This is a genomic window from Umezawaea endophytica, from assembly GCF_025061645.1.
Taxonomy (GTDB): Bacteria; Actinomycetota; Actinomycetes; order Mycobacteriales; family Pseudonocardiaceae; genus Umezawaea; species Umezawaea endophytica.
In genome coordinates this window covers 437,531-456,499 of the sequence record NZ_JANYMP010000004.1, presented here as the reverse complement: position 1 = coordinate 456,499, position 18,969 = coordinate 437,531, and the positions used below count along the sequence as shown (strand labels likewise).

Below are 18,969 nucleotides of genomic sequence, written 5' to 3'. Positions count from 1 at the left end.
GCCTACAGCTCGATCTCGGTATGCCGCCGCGCCAGCGTGCCCGCGAGTTCCGCGAGCTTCACGTTCAGGCTCTGCGACGTCGTCCGCAGCACGTCGAACGCCTCGTCGGCGGTGATCCCACGCCGGTGCATGAGGATGCCCTTGGCCTGGCCGATCACGTCGCGCGTGTCGACGGCCTTGCGGAGTTGGAGGACCTTCAGCTCCGCCGACGTGCGCGCGTGCGTGGCGGCCAGCGCCAGGGAGGCGTGGGTCGCCAGCAGGAGCGCGGTGGAGCGGTCCTCCGGGCGGAAGCCGTGGGTCTTCGTGGAGTACAGGTTCAGCGCGCCGGTGAGCTGGGGCGGGCGGGAGTCGGGCAGCAGCGCCGTCGACAGCAGCGACCCCATGCCGCGTGCGGCGGCGGCCGGCCCGAACACCGGCCAGTTCGGGTCGTTGGCGAGGTCGTCGCTGTACGCGAGCGCCGGGCCGGGCAGCCGGGCGGCGTCCACGCACGGCCCCTCCCCCGTCGCGTACTGCACCTGGTCGAGCTCGTAGCCGATCGAGTCGGTCTCGTTCGGCGTGTGGAACGACCCGTCGGGGTCGCGCATGGTCACGCTCGCCACGTCGACGGCGGGGATCGCCCTGGTGCACGCCTCCAGGACCCGGTCGAGCACCTCGGACAGCGACTCGGCGTCCAGCAGCGACCGGGTCAGGACGGCGAACTGCGCCACCAGCGGGCTGTCGAGCGGCGACTCGTCGGACGTCGGCACGGGGTGCTCCTCGGCGACGCGCCGGGCGTCCTCGACGAAGCGGCCCTTGTCGCCGATCCAGTCCTGTTCGTCAGCCATGTGGTGAGCCTTCCTCCGTCGAGTTCGCTGGAGACCGGTCGGGCTCGACGTAGCGCTGTCGCGCCGCGTCGAGCCCGGCCGATCGGGGCGTCAGCGGCGCTGGCTGCTCAACGCACGACCACCCACGTTCGCACCGGTGGCCGTCGACCGCCACCGGAAGTGGTTCACGCACCGCCGGATCTGGCGAGCGGGATGCCGGTGCGCTCCAGGGCGTCGAGCGCGGCGGGGAGGGTCGGGCGGATCGTCAGGCGCACGTCCACACCGGTCACCTGCAACGGGCGCAGCACGGCGTGCTGGTCGGCCACGACGACGAACCGGATGCCGCGCAGTTCGGCGCGCTGAGCGGTCTCCAGCAGGATGGCGATGCCGTTGGAGCCGAAGAAGTGGACCTCGGTCAGGTCGAGCACCAGCACGGACGGCCGGGCGTCGACGGCGGCGAGCGCCTTCTGCCTGGTGGCACCGGCGGTGACGGAGTCGATCTCGCCGGTCAGCGTGAGCACGGCCACGTCGGAGGGCAGGACGGGCGCGGAGGTGGGTGACGACACTTGCTCGGGCATGGGGAGTCCTCTCCACAGAGCAGAGAAAGACCAGCCGAGCTAGCTGTTGAACCCGAACCAATCTTGTGGTGCACGAACACTGGTTCGCCTGGGTAACGATACGAGGATTGGCCCGAGTCGGCAACCCGGCGCGGTCCCCGCGTGTCCGGCGCACCGCGCTCCCCGTCGGCGGAGAGCCCGACCGCGACGCGGGTCACATCACCCCGAGGGTCGCCGAGCAGCACGGAAAACGCTTTCTAGGTCCACAGAGGACAGTCGAGCGCCGCACCGCGTCCGCCCCGCCACGATCTCCGGACTGTCCGGTGGTGTCGCTTTTTGTCCGTTCGTGTCGGTGACACGTAACAGGTCTGGACCATACGCTGAGTGCTCCGCCGCCACGTCGAGGAGGACGAGCCGAGGAGTTCCCTGCGTGAAGGCAACACGAATCCGACTGGCGGTCACCGCGGTGGCGGCGCTGTCCGCCGCACTCATCAGTTCCCCGGCGTCGGCGCAGCCGGCCCCGTACACCGATCCGGTCCAGGCGAAGATGCTCTCCCAGCAACCGCTGATCGCGGCCGCGGACATCGTCAAGGCGGAAGCCGAGGACACCACGGGCTTCGCGGGCCTCGTGCTGGAGGACTCGCACGTCGAACTCTGGTGGAAGGGCGACGTGCCCGACTCCGTCGCAGCGGCGGTGAAGCGGGCGTCGGAGGTGGCGCCGGTGCGCGTCTCCCCCGCCGCGCACACCAACGCCGAACTGCGGGCGGCGGCGAAGACGATCGACGCGAGCCGCGGCCCCGGCTCACCCGTGCACGCCGTCAAGATCCCCGCCAACGGCAGCGGTCTCGTGCTCGGCGCCTACCCGTGGAGCGACGCGAAGGCGTTCACGTCCGCGCTGGACGTGGGCGTGCCGGTCTCCGTGGTCAACGAGGAGCCGCTGCGACCGGTGTCGCGGCGCAACGACGGCCCGCCGTGGAAGGGCGGCGCCACCATCGTGCTCGGCAACGCCGCGTGCACCTCGGGTTTCGCGGTCCGCAACGGCAACAACGACCGGTTCCTGCTCACCGCGGCGCACTGCGGCAACCCCGGCCAGCGGGTGACCGACCCGACGGGCGAGTACATCGGCACCGTGAGCGTCGAGCACTCCGACCACGACATCATGCTGATCCCGACCGGCAACGTGACGAGCCAGATGTACGTGGGCGGCGGCGACAGCAGCTCCGTGGAGACCGTGCGCGGCTGGGGTGACGTCTACACCAACGAGATCCTCTGCCAGTCCGGCGTCACGAGCGCCGGGGCGACCGGCAACGCGGTGTGCAACATCAAGGTCCTCTTCTTCTACAGCGACCGCGAGGACCTGGTGGAGGGCGAGCAGTTGAACGGCCAGCCCGCCGCGCGGCCGGGTGACAGCGGTGGTCCGGTGTACGGCCCGTCGTCCGCGGGCGGCGTGATCGCGAAGGGCACGGTGACCCGCACGGCGGGAGCCCGCATCGGGTTCCAGGACTTCCGCACGGCCAGCCGCGACTTCGGCGTCTACATGCCGTGACCGAGGCGGACCGGGGGAACCGAGCGGTTCCCCCGGTCCGGGCGAGTTCGGCGAAACCCCCTCGCGGCACCGGCGTTCCTCCCTACAGTGGTCGACGCGATCTTCACCCCGGCCACCGAGGACGTCGACCATGCCTGTTGCCCGCACAGCGCACAGGGTCGCCGCGACCGCCGCGGCGGCGCTGCTGCTCATCACCGCACCGCCCGCCCTCACGACCGCCGTGTCGGCGCCCACGAACGCCGTCCCGCCGCCGCTGGACCGGAGCCTGCTGCCCGCCGACGCGACGCCCGCGGCCGACCTCACCTACGCGCGGACCACCAAGCCCTGCAAGGCGTCCGCCGCCGAGGACCGCAAGCTCACCGCCAAGCCGCACGCCCAGCTCGTGCTGCGTTTGGACGAGGCGCACCGGTTCGCCACCGGCAAGGGCGTGCAGATCGCGATCATCGACACCGGGGTGCAGCCGCACCAGCGGCTCGAAGGCCGCGTCGAGGCGGGTGGCGACTACGTGGTGACCGCGGACCGCGGCCTGGTCGACTGCGACGGCCACGGCACGGAGGTCGCCGGTGTCGCGGCGGCGAGCCGCGACCAGGAGACGGGGTTCGTCGGCGCCGCCCCGGACGCGACCATCCTGTCGATCCGGCAGACCAGCGCCTTCTACGAGGCCACGACCCCCGCCCCGGACGGACGCACCGTCCCCGGCGCCGTCACGACGCTGGCCCAGTCCATCGTGCACGCCGTCGAACTCGGGGCCGACGTCATCAACGTCTCGCTCACGTCGTGCGGCCCGCCCAGGACGCCCGGCAGGGGTGAACGCTCGGTGCAGGCGGCGATCGACTGGGCCGTCAACACCAAGGACGTCGTGGTCGTCGCCGCGGCGGGCAACATCGGGCCCGACTGCACCACGCAGAACGACAACCTGGACGACGAGGACGTGAAGGTCGTCGCGTCCCCTCCGTGGTACCGCGACGACGTGCTGTCCGTGGCGTCGGTGGACCGCCAGGGCAGGCCGTCGAAGTTCACCGTCTGGGGCCCGTGGGTGAGCATCGCCGCGCCGGGCGAGGAGATCACGACCGTCGACGCGCGCGGCGAGGGCTTGACCGACAAGTCCATCGCCGACGACGGCAAGGAAGGCGCCATCCAGGGCACCAGCTTCGCCGCGCCCTACGTCGCGGGCATCGCCGCGCTGGTGCGGGAACAGCACCCGGAACTCACGGCGCGGCAGGTGGTCCAGCGCCTCACCTCCACGGCGCAGCACCCCGGCAACCAGGACGGCCGGGACCGCAAGGTCGGCGCGGGCGTGGTCGACCCGGTGGCCGCGCTCACCTCGGACCTGCCGCGGGAGCGGTCGGAAGCCCCTCCCACCGAACTGCCGCCGCTGGCGACGGACCTCGACGCACCGGCGCGGCCGGACCGGACGGGGCTCGCGGTCGCGCTGGCGGGCAGCGGCGTGGCGGCGGGTCTGCTGCTGCTGGTCCTGTTCCTCGTCCACACCACCAGGAGGGTCCGCGCGCGCCGCGGGTGACGACGGCGGGGAACGACGCCGCACCAAGAAGGTCTAGACAAGTCACGACTTACATCGTGACTTGAATAAAGACATGCAGTAACGTCGCCCGCAGCCGCCGCCCGAGCGAAGGGAAGTGTCGATGAGGACACGAGCACTCGCGTTCGACCGCTCGGGAAGCCCCCTGATCGCCTAGCCCCCTCGACACCTCACCGGTTCTCGCGGCACGACCGCGGGGACCGGCGCTCGTCGACCGCGTGCGGCGCCGTCACCCTGCCGCGCTCCGCACGCGCGTCCCGCCGTACCCGAACCACGCTTCGCGGGCACCGCGTCGCACCGGGCTCCCTATCCTGAAAGCGAGCCGTCCATGCAGTCATCCACGTCCGGGAGCCGATTCCGGAAGCGCCTCGGCGCCGTCGGGGTCGCTCTCGCCACGGTCGCGACGGGCATCACCGTCGCCGTCGTCGGCAGCACGGCGGCCGAGGCCACCGTCCTGCCGAACGGCTTCCGCAGCGTCGGCTACATGCCCTCCTGGTCCGGCAACGTCAACGCCATCCAGTACGGCAAGCTGACGCACATCAACTACTCGTTCGCGCTGCCCAACTCCAACGGCACGCTCCAGGCCATCCCCGACCCCGGCAAGCTGACGTCCCTGGTGAACCAGGGCCACGCCAACGGCGTCAAGGTCTCGCTCGCCATCGGGGGCTGGAACGACGGCAACGACTCGGCCTTCGAGGCGCTGGCGGGCAACGCGGGCAGCCGCACCACGTTCGTCAACGCCGTCATGGGCGCGATCAGCCAGTACAACCTGGACGGCGTCGACATCGACTGGGAGTACCCGGATCCGGGCCAGTCGGGCAACAACTACACCGCGCTGATGCAGCAGTTGAGCGGCAGCCTGCACGCCCAGGGCAAGCTCCTCACCGCGGCCGTGGTCTCGGAGGGCGGCACCGCCAACGGCGTCCAGCCCGCGGTCTTCACCGCCGTCGACTGGCTGAACATCATGGCGTACGACGGCGGCAGCCCCCACGCCAACTACGACTGGTCGATCGCGTCGGTCAACTTCTGGAAGAACCGCGGCCTGCCCGCGAACAAGGCGGTGCTGGGCGTCCCGTTCTACAGCAGGCCGACCTACCTCACCTACGCCGACCTGGTGTCCCGCGACGCGGCCAACGCCAACCGCGACTGCACCACCATCAGCGGCGTGCAGCAGTGCTACAACGGCATCCCGACGATCAAGCGCAAGACCCAGTGGGCCATGGCCAACGCGGGCGGCATCATGAACTGGGAGCTGTCCCAGGACACCACCGGCGCCACCTCGCTGGTCAGCGCGATCTACGACACCGTCACCGGCGGCACCCCGCCCGTGGGCGGCAAGACCGGTCCCATCACCGGCATCGCGTCCAAGTGCGTCGACGTGGCGGCGGCCAACAGCGCCAACGGCACGGCGGTCCAGCTCTACACGTGCAACGGCAGCACCGCGCAGAGCTGGACGGTCGGGACGGACACCACCGTCCGCGCGCTGGGCAAGTGCCTGGACGTGACGAGCGCCGGCACGGTGAACGGCACGCCGATCCAGTTGTGGGACTGCAACGGCACCGGCTCGCAGAGCTGGCAGGCCCAGTCGAACGGCACCCTGCGCAACCCGGCCTCCGGCCGCTGCCTGGACGTGACGGGCAACAGCTCGGCGGACGGCGCCCGGTTGCAGATCTGGGACTGCTTCGGCGGCGCCAACCAGGTGTGGAGGCTCCCCGCCTGATCCGGTAACCCCGTGGAAAACGCCCGGCCGCTCGCACAGCGGCCGGGCGTTTTCGCATTAACGGCGAAACAGCGTCCGATTGGTCCGTTTCAGATGCATAAACACCGGGACAACTCGAATGCTGATTCTTCCCTAATTACCGGATAAGCGAAAGCGGCCCCCGGACGAGTCCGAGGGCCGCTTCCCGACAGGAGATCAGCCGGTGTAGTTCGCGGTGATCTTGGTGAATTCGTACTGGCCCTGCGGAACGCCCGCGCAGTTGTCGCAGTCGCGGTTCAACGCCCAGAACGAGAGCCGCGCGAGGTGCACGGTGCGCGCCCAGTCGCGGATCGCGCGGTAGTCGTTCACCGACACGACCTCACCGGCGTTGTCGGTGTGGCCGTTCATCGACGACAGGCCGGACTTGCGCCACGCCGCGTCGTCCGACAGTCCGAACACCGTCTTGAGCCGGTTCTTCAGCCCCGTCACGGCGCTCTTGGTCTTGCCGGGCATGTCGCCGCCGCTGCTGAAGTCGAACGGCATCAGCGTCCACACGTCGACGTTCGCGCCGAGGTCCTTCGACCGCTGGATCAGCCGCTGGCCCCACGTCTCGGGGCCGGAGACCTCGGTCGGGATCGTGATGACGACGCGCAGACCAGGGTTGTTCTGCTTGACGATCTTGATCGCGCCCAGGATCCGGTCCTGCACGGTGGCGTTCTGGAACTCGTCGGTGTTCTCGATGTCCAGGTCGATCGCCTTGAACTGGCCCGCGTTGATGACCTTCTGGTAGGCGCCGGCCAACGCCGTGGCCGACGAGCAGGTCGAGCCGAGCTTGTTGCCCGACCACCCGCCGATCGACGGCAGCGCGTCACCGCCCGCGGCCCGGATCTGGTTGACGCGGGTGATGTCGGCACCGGTCAACGACCGGTTCCCGTCCCACGCCGGGTTGCAGTTCCCGTTGCTCAGGACGAACGCGAGCGTGAACGACTTGACGCCCGTCGCGTTCATCACGCTCACCGGATTCGGCGGACTGTCCCACTGGTAGAGGTAGGGAGCGGAAAGAACGGGATCCACCGCGGCATTCGCCACGGGAGCCAGTCCGACGGTCGACGTCGCGACCGCCACGGCAACGAGAATCCGCCCGATGATCTTCATTTATCGGTCCTCCGAACATGCCGGGTGCACAGAACCCACCTCCTCGACCAAAGGCGGCATTCGGACGTGGAGGCGACTGACGGGGTCAGCAGAAACAAAACTGGACTAGACCAATGCGAAATGTCAAGGGGGTGGTGAATGGAAATCGAGTTCCGGTCGTCGGCGGAAGGAGCGCACGGAGTCACGCGGTCGGCCGCACGGGACCGGGGACGCGCGGCGGGAGACCCACGGGCGACCGGCGGCAACGCGGCCACCGAACCGCGAGCGGCAGGCAGGGACTCGACCGCCCGAGCCGCGAGCCCCCGCCGCGACCCGAACCTCCGCGGGAACTCGACCCGCGAACCGCGGGTCTCCGCCGCGAGGCGGCCACCGGGCCGCGAGCCCCCGTCCCGCCCGGCCGGTCCGCGGCCGAACACCGTCCGCCAATCCCGTCCGCCGGCCCCGCCCGATCCGGTGGAACGGGATGGAACAGGCGTGGAACGCCTACTGGGTGAGGGCACCACCTGCCGGGTGGCGGGGCCGGGGCGGGGAGAGCCGTGCCGGGCCGGTCGTCGGCAACGGTGACGTCGGCGCTGTGGGGTGTCGGGTGGGGTCCTCACATCCTCGCCCCCCAGGCAGGATGGTCGGCCACCCGGCCGACCCGCCGGGGTCCTCCTCTGTCGGCGCCCCTTCGGAGGAGGACCCCTCGGGGGCGGCGGGTCAGAGGCTGTCGGCGAGTTCGGCGAGCCGGGACGCCACGGCGGCGGGGTCGATCCAGGTGTCGTTGGTCAGCACCGTGATCGACAGGCCGGTCGACGGGCGGATGCTGTTGGCGCAGCGGAAGCCCGTGACGAGCCCGCCGTGGTAGTAGGTGGGGGCCGGGCCGCTGTCGTGGACCTCGATGCCGTACCCGTAGCCGATCGATGTGCCGGGCACCTGGGCGCGCACGACCGTCATCGACGCCAACGAGTCGGCGTTGAGGACCGCGGGCTTCCCGCCGAGGAGGAAGGCGTTCCACTTCGCCAGGTCGCCGGTCGTGGACACCAGCCCGCCCGCGGCGTAGTACAGCGACGGGTGGTCCTCGCCGGGGGTCGTCCAGTCCGTGTACCCCTTGGCGCGCGGCGGGATCCCGCCGTCGTAGCGGGTGTCGCGCATGCCGAGCGCGTCGAACATCTGCCGCCGCAGGAACGTCCCGTAGTCCATTCCGGACAGCCGCTCGATCAGCGCGCCGAGCACCACGTACCCGGAGTTGCTGTACCGCCACTGCGTCCCCGGCGGGAAGTCGAGCGGTTTGCCCGCCACGTAGGAGATCAGCTCCGACGGCGCCACCTGCCGGTTCTGGAACGCCGCGGCCTCCTCCTCGGGGGCCGAGGTGTAGTTGTACAGCCCGGACGTGTGGACCAGCAGTTGTTCCACGGTGATCGCCGTCCACCCGGCCGGGCAGCCGGGCAGGTAGGTGCAGACCGGTTCGGTGACCCGCAGCTTGCCCTGCTCCTGGAGCCGCAGCACGGCGACCGCCGTGAACTGCTTGGTGATCGACCCGACCTCGAACCTGGTGTCCGGGGTGATCGGGATGCCCGCTTCGACGTCCGCGGGCCCGTACCCCTTGCGCAGCAGCACGTCCGCGCCCCGCCGCACCTCGACCGCCCCGCGGAACTGCTGCTGCCCCGCCATGCCTGCCAGGTAGTCGTCGAGCGGTCCGCCGTCCGGGGTCGGCGCGACGGAGACGGCGGACGGCACCGGCGGTGGCTCCGACGAGGACGCCGGGACCGACGACGAGGAAGGCGAGGTCGACGAGGACGGGGGTGTGGAGGTCGGGGCGGCCGTCGGGGCGGCGGTGCACGCCACCGCGAGCCCGGCGACGCACAGCACCGCACCGACCACCACCGCACGCACCGAGCCGACCACGGCCACCCCCTTCACGGAGGTGACTCTACGTCGTCAACCTGCGACGTTGCGCTCAGACTCCTCGACGACCGGGCTCAACCGCACCACCTGCGCCGTCGGTGCGGGCTCGGCGGCCGCGAGCCTGGCCAGCAGCGCCGGGGTGACGCCCCGGTAGGCGGCCGGGTCGATCGGGTTGAGCCAGTGCGACGCCCGGACGCGGGCCTTGATGTCCAGGTCGAGGTCGCCGAGCACCTCGTCCACGTTGTGCATCGAGAACGGGATGATCTTCGTGCCGCGGCAGTGGTGCCGGTCGGTGGCGGTGTCCATGAACGCCAACTGGTCCACGACCGCCCGTCGCATGGAGTCGTGGTCCGGCAGCGACACGGAGCCCGCGATGTCGGCGGCGATCCAGACCGCCGCCATCTCGGCGTTCAACGGGCTGAAGAACGACGAGTTGTAGCCGTTGAAGTACAGGCCGGGCACGCCGAGGGGCAGGATCTGCCGGTACAGCATGAAGTTGCCGCTCTCGTCGAACAGCTTCCGCCGCACGTCGTCGGCCAGGAACGGCACGCCCTGGGTGAACCCGGTCGCGCAGACGACCAGGTCGGCGGGCAGTTCCGCGCCGTCGCTCAGCTCGGCGAACGGCTTGCCGTCGCGTGCGAACAGCCGGGTGATCGTGCGGTCGCGGCGCACGGTGATGCGGCCGGCCTCGACGCCCTCGAAGAACCCCTCGGTCGCGAGGCCGATCGCGCCCTTGACGATGTCCTCCATGTGCCCGGACGGCACCAGGTCGAGCTTCTTGAGCCCGTACTGGCGGACCGACACCGAGCCGACGGAGTTGAGCATGCTCCGGCGCAGGCCGTTGCCCGGACCGTGCAGGAACTTCTCCACGCCGCGCAGCCGCAGGTAGCGGAACAGCGCCTCACCCATCCTGGTGAGCAGCAGCATCTTGAAGTTCACCACGCCCGCGATCTTGCGCGGCACCTTCCACAGCAACTGGCGGGCGATCACGTCCGTGCTGGCCGCGACCTCGCTGACCGGCACGGTCACGTCGCACGCCGACTTGCCGTAGCCGACGACCAGCACGTGCTTGTCCCGCGCCTCCTCGGCGTCGTGGAAGTCCGTGCCCGCGAGCAGCTTCCCGCCCGCCGCGGTGAACTCCTCGACGCCGGGGTAGGCCGGGACCAGCGGCTCGCAGAACACGCCGTTGGCGACGACGAGCCGGTCGAACACCTCGGTGCCCACCGTGGTCGCCACGGTCCACCGGCCGTCGACGCCGCGCCGCGCGCTGGTGACCTCGGTGTTGAGCCGCAGCACGCGGTCGACGCCGTACTCGGTGGCGTAGGCCGCGAAGTACTCCTGGACCTGCTTCCCGTTCGGCCACTCGGGGTAGTCCTTCGGCATCGGGAAGTCCGACAGCGAGTACTGGGCCTTCGAGCTCTGCGTCGTCACGCCGGGGTAGCGGCGGGTCGCGCTCCACACGCCGCCGACGTCGGGCGCCTTGTCGAACACGGCCACGTCGTGACCGGCCTGGAGCAGGACCTTGGCGGTGGTGAGGCCGGCGACGCCGGCACCGATGACGGCGATCCGCATGGCTACTGGGCCTCCGACGGGATCTGGAGCTCGATGCCGAAGTCTTCCATGATCGACTTCATCAGGGTCATGTCCTTGGGACCGGGCGGCATGTCGGCGAGCGCCTGGTAGTACCGCTCCAGCCCCGCGGGCGACACGACGGACACCACCCGCGTCTCCTCGGCGTACGGGTTGCGGAACGCGTGCACGACGTCGCGCGGCAGGAACAGGAAGTCGCCGTGCCCGATCGTGAACTCCTCGCCGCCGAGCGTGACGTCCATCTTGCCCGCGAGGCAGATGAACGACTCGTCCTCACGGGTGTGCAGGTGCGGAGGGGGACCGTTGGTCTCCGGCGGGACGGTGTACTCGAACATCGAGTAGGCGTCCCGCGTGGACTTCCCGTCCGTCTTGACCGTGATGCCGAGCCCGATCGCCGCGATGGCGTGGCCTTCGCGAGAGGGGAGCATGTAGCCGCCGCCCAGGGTCACCGGAGTCTCCATTCGTGGTGGTCGGAGTGTCAGCGGTCACAGCCTGGGGGCGGACGCCGCGATCCGCCAAACCCGAGTCCCGCTCACCGGGACTCTTTCCTCATCGACGGGTGGCGTACGCCCGTGACGCCGCCGCCGCGGCCAGCCTCACCGCGGGCCCGATCCGGTCCGCCCGCACGAGCGCCGTCGGCCCGGTGACCGACAGCGCCGCCACGACGTCGCCGAGCGGTCCGAAGACCGGCGCGGCCACGCAGTTCACCCCGATGTTGCCCTCCTCGCGGTCGACCGCCCAGCCCCGGTGCGGGATCGCGGCCAGCTCGCGCAGGACGGCGACCTCGGTGGTGAGCGTGCGGGGCGTGCGCGGCACCAGCCCGGCGGCCAGCACCTCCGAGACGACGGCCGGGTCGGAGTAGGCCAGGATCGCCCGGCCGAGGCCGGAGCAGTGCGCCGGGATCGTGCCGCCGACCTGCGAGAGCATCGGCATCGGCTGGTGGCCGGTGATCTTCTCCACGACCAGCACCTGCGCCTCCTTGAGCACGCCGAGCTGCACGGTCGTCCTGGTCGCGTTGTACAGGTCCTGGAGGAACGGCAGCACGGCCTCGCGCAGCTCGTGCCGGATCGGCGCCAGGCCGGACAGCTCGAACAGCCGGTTGCCGATCCGGTACCGGTCCTTGGGCTTGTCCAGCCAGCCGAGCCTGATCATCCGGTCGGCGGTGCGGTGGGTGGTCGAGCGCGGCAGGCCGCAGCGGGCGACCAGCGCGGCGAGCGTCAGCTCCCGGTGCGTGGCGTCGAACGCGCCGAGGATGGCGGCGGCCCGGTCCAGCCCGCCCGTCCCCTCCGAACTGCCGTCCCGCTCAGCGGGACTCATCATTGGCTCCCCGAGTTCACACGGGTCAGGCTAACCCCAGTCGCGACGATCGACCCAGGAGGAAATCATCAGCACTCGGACCGCTCTCGTGGGTGGCGGGGCCGCGGGCATCGGCCACGCCACGGCCGAGCACCTGGCCCGCGCGGGCCACCAGGTCGTCATCACCGGACGTCGGGCGGACGTGCTCGACACCGCCGCGGCCCGGTTGCGGGACCGCACCGGCGCCACCGTGCACGCGCTCGTGAACGACGTGTCCGAACCGGACGCCGCGAAGGCCGCGCTGGCCGAGGTGGAGAGCCGGTTCGGCGCGCTCGACGTCCTCGTGCTCAACGCGGGCGGCCCGCCGCCCGGCCGGATCCTCGACGTCGGCGACGAGCAGTGGCAGAAGGCGTTCGAGCTGCTCCTGCTCGGCCCGCTGCGCCTGGCCAGGCTCGCGCTGCCCCGCATGGCCGAGCGCGGCTTCGGCCGGGTGGTGTTCGTGACGTCGTCGGCCGTGCGGCAGCCGCAGCCCGACCTGGCCACGTCCGTGGTGCTGCGCTCGGGGGTCACCGCGGCCGCGAAGCTGCTCTCCCGCGAGCACGCCGACCGCGGCGTGACGGTGAACTGCGTGGCGCCCGGCGCCACCGCGACCGAACGCCGGGCGCAGGTCCTCGGCAACCGCGCCAAGGCGGCGGGCCGCGAGTACGCCGACCTGGCGGCCGAGGACTCGGCGGGCATCCCGGCGGGCCGGGCCGGTGAACCCGAGGAGGTCGGGGCCGCCGTGGCGTTCCTGGCGTCGGACGCGGCGAGCTACGTGAACGGGACCGTCCTGGCGGTCGACGGCGGACGAACGGAGACGATCTGATGGCCCAGTCCGGACCGGACTTCAGCATGGCCGAGTTCCTCGGCGCCATCGCCGACACGGTGCGGCCGAGCACGCTGCGGCCGGTGGTCGTGCGGGCGGCGGAACTGGAGACGCTGCCCGCCGCGCAGGTCCACAACCCGACGACGCTGTCCATCGCGGGGAAGCTGCCGACCGCGACGTTCGAGATCTTCCGCCAGACCATCCCGCCGGGCCTCACGTCCGACATGCAGCGCCACCACCACGAGACGGTGCACTACGTCATCTCCGGCGACGGGCACAGCGAGGTCGAGGACGAGACCGAGAGCTGGTCCACCGGCGACTTCGTCTACACGCCGCCGTGGACCTGGCACCGGCACTACAACGACTCCACCGAACACCCGGTCGAGTTCCTGACCATCGAGAACTCCCGACTGCTCAACGCACTCGGCGTCGGACGGCGGCAGAGCGCGGGCCTGGCGACCCTCGCGGAGGCCCGCGCCCGCTTCAAGGAGGAGACCTCATGAGCGCCCTGCCCGAGCACATCAGCGTCTGGGGTGAGCTGGCCGACGTCGACCACCAGCTCCGCCACGTGCACGTCGACGGCGTCCGCACGAGGGTGCTCCAGGCCGGGTCCGGGCCGGACCTGGTCCTGCTGCACGGGACCGGCGGTCACCTGGAGGCCTACGCCCGCGACATCGCGGGGCTGGCGACCCAGTTCCGCGTCACCGCCTACGACATGGTCGGCCACGGCTGGTCGGACCTGCCGGACTTCCCGTACACGATCGACGTGCTGTCCGCGCACCTGCTCGGCCTGATGGACGCGCTCGGCATCGACTCCGCGCACCTGTCCGGCGAGTCGCTGGGCGGCTGGGTCGTGGCGTGGACGGCGGCGCACCACCCGGAGCGGGTCGACAGGCTCGTGCTGAACACGCCGGGGAACATCGCCAACAAGCCCACGGTGATGGAGCGGATGCGCGACAGCACCAGGGCCGCGGTGCAGGACCCGAGCGACGAGACCGTGCGCCGCCGCGTCGAGTTCCTGTTCCACCACAAGGAGATGGTGACCGACGAGCTGGTGAACCTGCGGCGCGCGGTGTACAGCCGCCCCGGTTTCACCCAGGCCATCGAGAACACGCTGGTCCTCCAGGATCCGGTGGTGCGCAAGGACTTCGCCTGGGACCCGTCGTGGGTCGGCAAGGTGACCGCACCGACGTTGCTGCTGTGGACCGAGCACGACCCCACGGGCGGGCTCGACGAGGCGGACATGCTGCTGGAGTGGCTGCCGGACGCACGGCTGCACGTGATCGCCGACGCCGGGCACTGGCCGCAGTGGGAGAAGCCGGCGGAGTACCTGCGCGTCCACCACGACTTCCTCGTCCTCGCGGTGGACCCGTCATGAGCGAGATCATCGGCTTCGTGGGCATGTCCCACTCCCCCTTCGCCACCATGACCCCGCCGACCGACGCGTCGCAGCCCGGCGGCACGTTCCTGGCCGACACCGAGCGGGTGGCGCGGGCCGTGGCGGAACTGGCCCCCGACGCGATCGTCGTCATCGGGCCGGACCACTTCCACGCCAACTTCTACGACGTGATGCCGCCGTTCGTGCTGGGCGTGGAGGAGGCCATCGGCTTCGGCGACTTCGACAGCCGTTCCGGCCCGCTGCCGGTGGCCTCGCAGCTCGCGTGGTCGATCCGCGACGGGCTCGCGGACGACGGGTTCGACCTGTCCCTGTCGTACTCCCTCACGGTCGACCACGGCGTGGTGCAGAGCTACGACATGGTGTCCGGCGGCTCGCCGATCCCCCTGGTGCCGCTGGTGGTCAACACGGCCGCGCCGCCGCTGCCGAGCATGGAGCGCTGCGTGCGGCTCGGGGTGGCGCTGGGCGAGGCGATCCGCTCGTCGGCGTTCGACGGGCGGGTGCTGGTCGTGGCCAGCGGCGGGCTGTCGCACTGGCTGCCGTCCAACGATCCGCGCGAGGTGGACGGCGAGAAGCGCGCGTCGGTCATCCACGGCCGCAAGGACGTGCACGCGTTCGCCGCCGCGCGGGAGCCGCGCGTGCGGGCGATGGGCGGCAACCCGAACGCCCGCGTCAACGCCGAGTGGGACGACTGGTTCCTCAAGCAGCTCGAAGCGGCGGACTCGACGCCGATCACGGCGCTGGGCGACGCGGCGCTGGAGGACAACGCCGGCAGCGGCGGGCACGAGGTCCGCGCGTGGCTGATCGGCCAGGCCGCCGTCGGAGAACCCCTGCGGTGGACCAGTTACGAGCCCGTCCCGGAGTGGATCACCGGGATGGGCATCGGCACGAGTTTCGAGGTGCGCTGACGTGACCGCGACCGAGGCCTACCTCCGGCTGGCGTCGGCGCGGGCGGGTCACCGCCCCTGTCCCCCGGTCCGCGACCTGCTGCCCGTCGGTGACGTGACCGCGGCGTACGCGGTCCAGTCGACGTGGGTGTCCGAGCGGGTCGCGACCGGCTCGGTGGTCGTCGGGCGCAAGATCGGGCTCACCAACCCCGCCGTGCGGAAGCAGCTCGGCGTCGACCAGCCCGACTTCGGCTTCCTGCTGGACGACATGGTGTGCCCCGACGGCGTCCCCGTCGACATCACCCGCCTGCTCCAGCCGAAGATCGAGGCGGAGATCGCGTTCGTGCTGGCCCACGACCTCATCGACGACGTGATCGGGCCGGTGGAGGTCGCCGCCGCGACCGGGCACGTGGTCGCCGCGCTGGAGGTCGTGGACAGCCGGATCGCGGGCTGGGACATCGGCATCGTCGACACCGTCGCCGACAACGCCTCGTCCGGGCTGTTCGTGCTCGGCCCCGACCCCGTGCCGCTGGACGGCCTGGACCTGGTGTCGTGCGCCATGACCATGAGCCGCGGCGACGAGATCGTGTCCAAGGGGACGGGCGCCGACTGCCTCGGCGACCCGCTGCTCGCCGTCGCCTGGCTGGCGACGACCGCCCGCGACCGGGGCCGACCGCTGCGGGCCGGTGAGGTCGTGCTGTCCGGCGCGCTCGGGCCGATGGTGCCGGTGGCGCCTGGTGACCACTTCCGCGCGCACATCGGCGGACTCGGCGACGTGGCGGCGCTGTTCACCGGAGGTTTGTCGTGAGGTGGCCGTGATCGGGTTGGGCGGCATCGGCACGATGTGATGATCGAGGTGCTGCGGGTGGGGCGACGGGTGGAGATGGGCGCGTTGGGGGTTGGGGGGCCTCCGCCACCCCGCTCGCGCGATTGTCTCGATCGTTGATCTTGGTTTGTCAAGGCGGGAAAGATGCCTTGACAAACCAAGATCAACGATGAGGGCGCTTCGGATCGGGGCGGCGGAGGGGGTGTGTGGCGGAGTGGTTGCGGGCGTTCGGTTGCGTTGCGTGCGGGGGAAGGTAGGGGGAAGAAGGGAAAGAGAATCCTGCTGGCGGGGAACGTTGCGTGCTTTTGGTCTAGTGGCGTGTGGGGGAAGGCTGTGCTCGCTGTGTAGGTGCTTGGCTGGTGTGCTGGGTGGGCGGAGACTGTAGGGGTCTTCGGAGGGATCGTTGTGGCTTCCTCGGCGTCTGGGCATGATGTGTTCATCTCCTACAGTCATCTGGCTGATCGGCCGGTGGCTGTGGCGCTTCAGCAGGGGTTGCACCGGTTGGCCAAGCGGTGGTTCCAGGTGCGGGCGTTGCGGGTGTTTCGGGATGACACGAGTCTTGCTGCCAATCCGCATCTGTGGACTGCGATCACGCAGGGGTTGAGTGGGTCGCGGTTCTTCCTGCTCGTCGCGTCTCGTGAGTCGGCGGCGTCGGAGTGGGTGGCCAAAGAAGTCTTGTTCCGGCGGGAGCGCAGTGATCCTTCTTCGTTCCTGATCGTGGTGACCGACGGGGATGTGGCGTGGGACGGGGTTTCCCGCGACTTTGATTGGGCGGTCACCACCGCGTTGCCCCGGCAGTTGAGCGGGTGGTTCGTCGACGAGCCGTTGTGGGTGCGGTTGGACGGGGCTCGGCGTGGGGTGCAGTTGTCGCTGCGTAACGCGGTGTTCCGGGCTGTGGTGTGCAAGGTGGCGTCGCCGGTGCACGGTGTTCCGCCCGATGAGTTGGACAGCGTCGACATCGTTCGGCATCGGAGGGCGAATCGGGTTCGGGCGGCGGCTGTCGTGGCGCTCGTGGTGTTGTTGGTGGTGTCCGCGCTGCTCGGGGTGTTCGCCGTGCGGCAGCGGGATGAGGCGGTGCGGCAGGCCACCGCGGCCAGTGTTCGGGCGTTCGCGGCCGAGGCGGACGCGTTGGCTGATCGGGATCCGGTGCTGTCCGCGCGGTTGGCGCTCGCCGCTTACCGGTTGGACCCGGCCGCGGAGCAGGCGCGGCAAGGGGTTCTGCGGGCGCTGGACCGGAATCGGCACCACGTGCGCCACCTGGTGCAGGAGCCCGCGCTCACCGCCGGGGGTGCTGGGCGGAAGGTCGACACCGGGTTGCCCGGAACGGTCGCGCTCAGTCCGGATGGTGCTGTGCTGGCGGTCGGTGCGCGCTGGACGGGTGGTGTGCGGTTGTGGGAGGTGGCGAGCGGGCGTGAGCTGGGAGCGCTCGGTGAGGCGCCCGGCAACTCCGATCGGTTGGGGCCCGCGCTGCGGTTCGGTGACGACGGCGCGACGGTGTCCGTGAGCACCGCCGACACGGTGGAGGTGTGGGACGTCGCGACGCGGACGCGGCTGTCCAGCAGTCCGGCGCCGCCGTCCGAGCAGGCGCCGGGGAGTACGACCGCCACGTCGCGTGACGGGCGGTCGATCGTTCGCGGGGACGACGACGGGCGGATCTCCCTGCTGGACGCGGGATCCACGCCGGTCGAGGTGCTCGCGGAACTGCCGGACGTGGTCGTCGGTGTCGTGGTGTCCGACGACGGTGCGGTGGCCGCCGCCGTGGACGTCCACGGCAACGTGCTCACCCTGCGGACGCGGGCCGACCTGAGGTCCGACGTCCTGGCGGGTCCCGTGGCGGGGGACGCGCCGCAGCTCCTGCCGAGTCCGGACGGGCGTCGGCTGCTGGTGGTCAGGACCGGGGTGGTCGAGCTGTGGCGGGTGGACGAGCGCGGCCAGGTCGGGACGTTCCCGACGACCGAGGCGTTCGCCGGGACGTTCAGCCCGCCGGTCGCCGCGTTCAGCCCCGACGGCAGGCGGTTCGCGATCCGGTCCGGCGGCGAGGTCGTGGTGCGCGACTCGGAGTCCTTCCACGTGCTCGGATCCGAGCCTGCGAGCGGTGATCCGGTCGACGTCGCCAAGGCGTTCACCGGTCAGGTCGGTGGTGTCGTCACGGTCGTCGACGCGGCGGGCGCGCTCACCGCCGTGCTGCCGGACGGGACGCGCCGGGTGTCCGAGGACATCGGCGCGGGGCTCATCGGGACGCCACCCGGCGGGGCCGGGGCGGTGCTGGTGGCCGACCAGAGCGGCGGCGGTCGTCTGACGAGCTGGACGTCGAGCGGGGCGCCTGTCGGTGAGAGCAGGGTGGAGGCCGCGCCCACCGGCATCGCGGTCAGCGACGACGGCCGGTTCGTGGCGCTCGACGACGAGGTGGTCGACATGACCACCGGGCAGCGGACGCCGCTGCGGGGTGGCGCGGGCAGCGGGGTCGCGGGCAGCGTCCTCTCCTTCGCCGCGCGGGGTGACGTCGTCCTCCAGCAGGTGCTGCCCAGCCGCGACTACTCGGGCGGGACGCGCCTGCTGGTGTGGGACCGGCGAGGAGGTGCGCTGATCGGCGAGTTCGACGACCACTCACTGGTGCCGGTCAACCCGTTCGAGGTCGCCTCCGGTGTCGTCGGGGTGGGGCCGGGTTCGGCGGTGGCCGTGCGGCAGGACGGCGCGATCGTCCTGCTGGGGGTGGAACCGGACGGGTGGGCCCGCTCGTTGTGCGGTCTGGTGGGCGATTTCGACCCCGACGAGCGCCGGGACCGGCTGGGTGGCGTCGAACTCGGTCCGGTCTGCTGAGATGGCGCGCTCCCCCGCCGTGGTTCAACCTGGAGCGGTCCGGGTAGTCCGGTCGGACCATCTTTCGACGGAGGGGCGCGGGAGTGACGAGTGGGCGCGAGG

At 71.3% G+C, this 18,969-nt stretch carries 16 protein-coding genes and 1 pseudogene; 10 read left to right on the top strand and 7 right to left on the bottom strand.

From position 1 onward, the window contains the following. Positions 1–2: 2 nt before the first annotated feature. Positions 3–824: a GAF and ANTAR domain-containing protein gene (locus NZH93_RS11945; RefSeq protein ID WP_259623064.1), complete on the bottom strand. Its 822-nt coding sequence runs from the start codon at positions 822–824 to the stop codon at positions 3–5. 164 nt (positions 825–988) lie between these two features. Continuing rightward, positions 989–1,381: an STAS domain-containing protein gene (locus NZH93_RS11940; protein ID WP_259623063.1), complete on the bottom strand. Its 393-nt coding sequence runs from the start codon at positions 1,379–1,381 to the stop codon at positions 989–991. A 409-nt stretch (positions 1,382–1,790) separates the two neighbouring features. Between NZH93_RS11940 and NZH93_RS11935 the strand changes: the two genes are divergently transcribed. The 3 genes from NZH93_RS11935 to NZH93_RS11925 all read left to right on the top strand — a co-directional run bounded on the left by NZH93_RS11935 (position 1,791) and on the right by NZH93_RS11925 (position 6,166). Further along, the gene (locus NZH93_RS11935; protein ID WP_259623062.1) at positions 1,791–2,906 is read left to right on the top strand and encodes a trypsin-like serine protease; all 1,116 of its coding nucleotides are present in this window, start codon (positions 1,791–1,793) and stop codon (positions 2,904–2,906) included. Positions 2,907–3,036: 130 nt separating this feature from the next. Continuing rightward, the gene (mycP, locus tag NZH93_RS11930; protein ID WP_259623061.1) at positions 3,037–4,428 is read left to right on the top strand and encodes a type VII secretion-associated serine protease mycosin; all 1,392 of its coding nucleotides are present in this window, start codon (positions 3,037–3,039) and stop codon (positions 4,426–4,428) included. A gap of 346 nt (positions 4,429–4,774) precedes the next feature. Further along, entirely contained in the window at positions 4,775–6,166 is a 1,392-nt protein-coding gene (locus tag NZH93_RS11925) for a glycosyl hydrolase family 18 protein (protein WP_259623060.1), read from the top strand. 195 nt (positions 6,167–6,361) lie between these two features. On the opposite strand, the gene NZH93_RS11920 is transcribed toward NZH93_RS11925, so the two are convergent. The 5 genes from NZH93_RS11920 to NZH93_RS11900 form a co-directional block, all read right to left on the bottom strand. Beyond that, entirely contained in the window at positions 6,362–7,300 is a 939-nt protein-coding gene (locus NZH93_RS11920) for a chitinase (RefSeq protein WP_259623059.1), read from the bottom strand. 699 nt (positions 7,301–7,999) lie between these two features. Beyond that, positions 8,000–9,202 (bottom strand): serine hydrolase domain-containing protein, encoded by a 1,203-nt coding sequence (locus tag NZH93_RS11915; protein ID WP_259623058.1) that lies wholly within the window; start codon positions 9,200–9,202, stop codon positions 8,000–8,002. An 18-nt stretch (positions 9,203–9,220) separates the two neighbouring features. Further along, positions 9,221–10,759, bottom strand: coding sequence for a flavin-containing monooxygenase (locus NZH93_RS11910; protein WP_259623057.1), 1,539 nt, complete (start codon positions 10,757–10,759; stop codon positions 9,221–9,223). Between the two features lie 2 nt (positions 10,760–10,761). Continuing rightward, entirely contained in the window at positions 10,762–11,226 is a 465-nt protein-coding gene (locus NZH93_RS11905; RefSeq protein WP_259623056.1) for a cupin domain-containing protein, read from the bottom strand. Positions 11,227–11,326: 100 nt separating this feature from the next. Then, a complete protein-coding gene (locus NZH93_RS11900) occupies positions 11,327–12,094 on the bottom strand; it encodes an IclR family transcriptional regulator (RefSeq protein ID WP_259623055.1) in 768 nt (255 codons plus the stop codon). Positions 12,095–12,158: 64 nt separating this feature from the next. Here NZH93_RS11900 and NZH93_RS11895 point away from each other — a divergent pair, with 64 nt between their 5' ends. From NZH93_RS11895 to NZH93_RS11870, 7 genes and pseudogenes are all read left to right on the top strand, one after another. Next, positions 12,159–12,938: an SDR family oxidoreductase gene (locus tag NZH93_RS11895; protein ID WP_443742649.1), complete on the top strand. Its 780-nt coding sequence runs from the start codon at positions 12,159–12,161 to the stop codon at positions 12,936–12,938. Beyond that, on the top strand, positions 12,938–13,441 hold the full coding sequence (locus NZH93_RS11890) for a cupin domain-containing protein (RefSeq protein WP_259623053.1): 504 nt from the start codon (positions 12,938–12,940) through the stop codon (positions 13,439–13,441). The genes NZH93_RS11895 and NZH93_RS11890 overlap by 1 nt, the downstream gene beginning before the upstream one ends. Beyond that, positions 13,438–14,316: an alpha/beta fold hydrolase gene (locus NZH93_RS11885; protein WP_259623052.1), complete on the top strand. Its 879-nt coding sequence runs from the start codon at positions 13,438–13,440 to the stop codon at positions 14,314–14,316. The genes NZH93_RS11890 and NZH93_RS11885 overlap by 4 nt, the downstream gene beginning before the upstream one ends. Then, entirely contained in the window at positions 14,313–15,242 is a 930-nt protein-coding gene (locus tag NZH93_RS11880) for a DODA-type extradiol aromatic ring-opening family dioxygenase (RefSeq protein ID WP_259623051.1), read from the top strand. Before NZH93_RS11885 ends, NZH93_RS11880 begins: the two co-directional genes overlap by 4 nt. 1 nt (position 15,243) lies before the next feature. Then, positions 15,244–16,029 carry a 2-keto-4-pentenoate hydratase gene (locus NZH93_RS11875; RefSeq protein WP_259623050.1) on the top strand — a complete coding sequence of 262 codons (786 nt, stop codon included), beginning with the start codon at positions 15,244–15,246 and terminating at the stop codon, positions 16,027–16,029. Between the two features lie 366 nt (positions 16,030–16,395). Then, a pseudogene (locus NZH93_RS51220) lies at positions 16,396–16,764 on the top strand (toll/interleukin-1 receptor domain-containing protein); the annotation flags it as partial. Positions 16,765–16,767: 3 nt separating this feature from the next. Next, the gene (locus tag NZH93_RS11870; protein WP_372506615.1) at positions 16,768–18,867 is read left to right on the top strand and encodes a WD40 repeat domain-containing protein; all 2,100 of its coding nucleotides are present in this window, start codon (positions 16,768–16,770) and stop codon (positions 18,865–18,867) included. Positions 18,868–18,969: the final 102 nt, after the last annotated feature.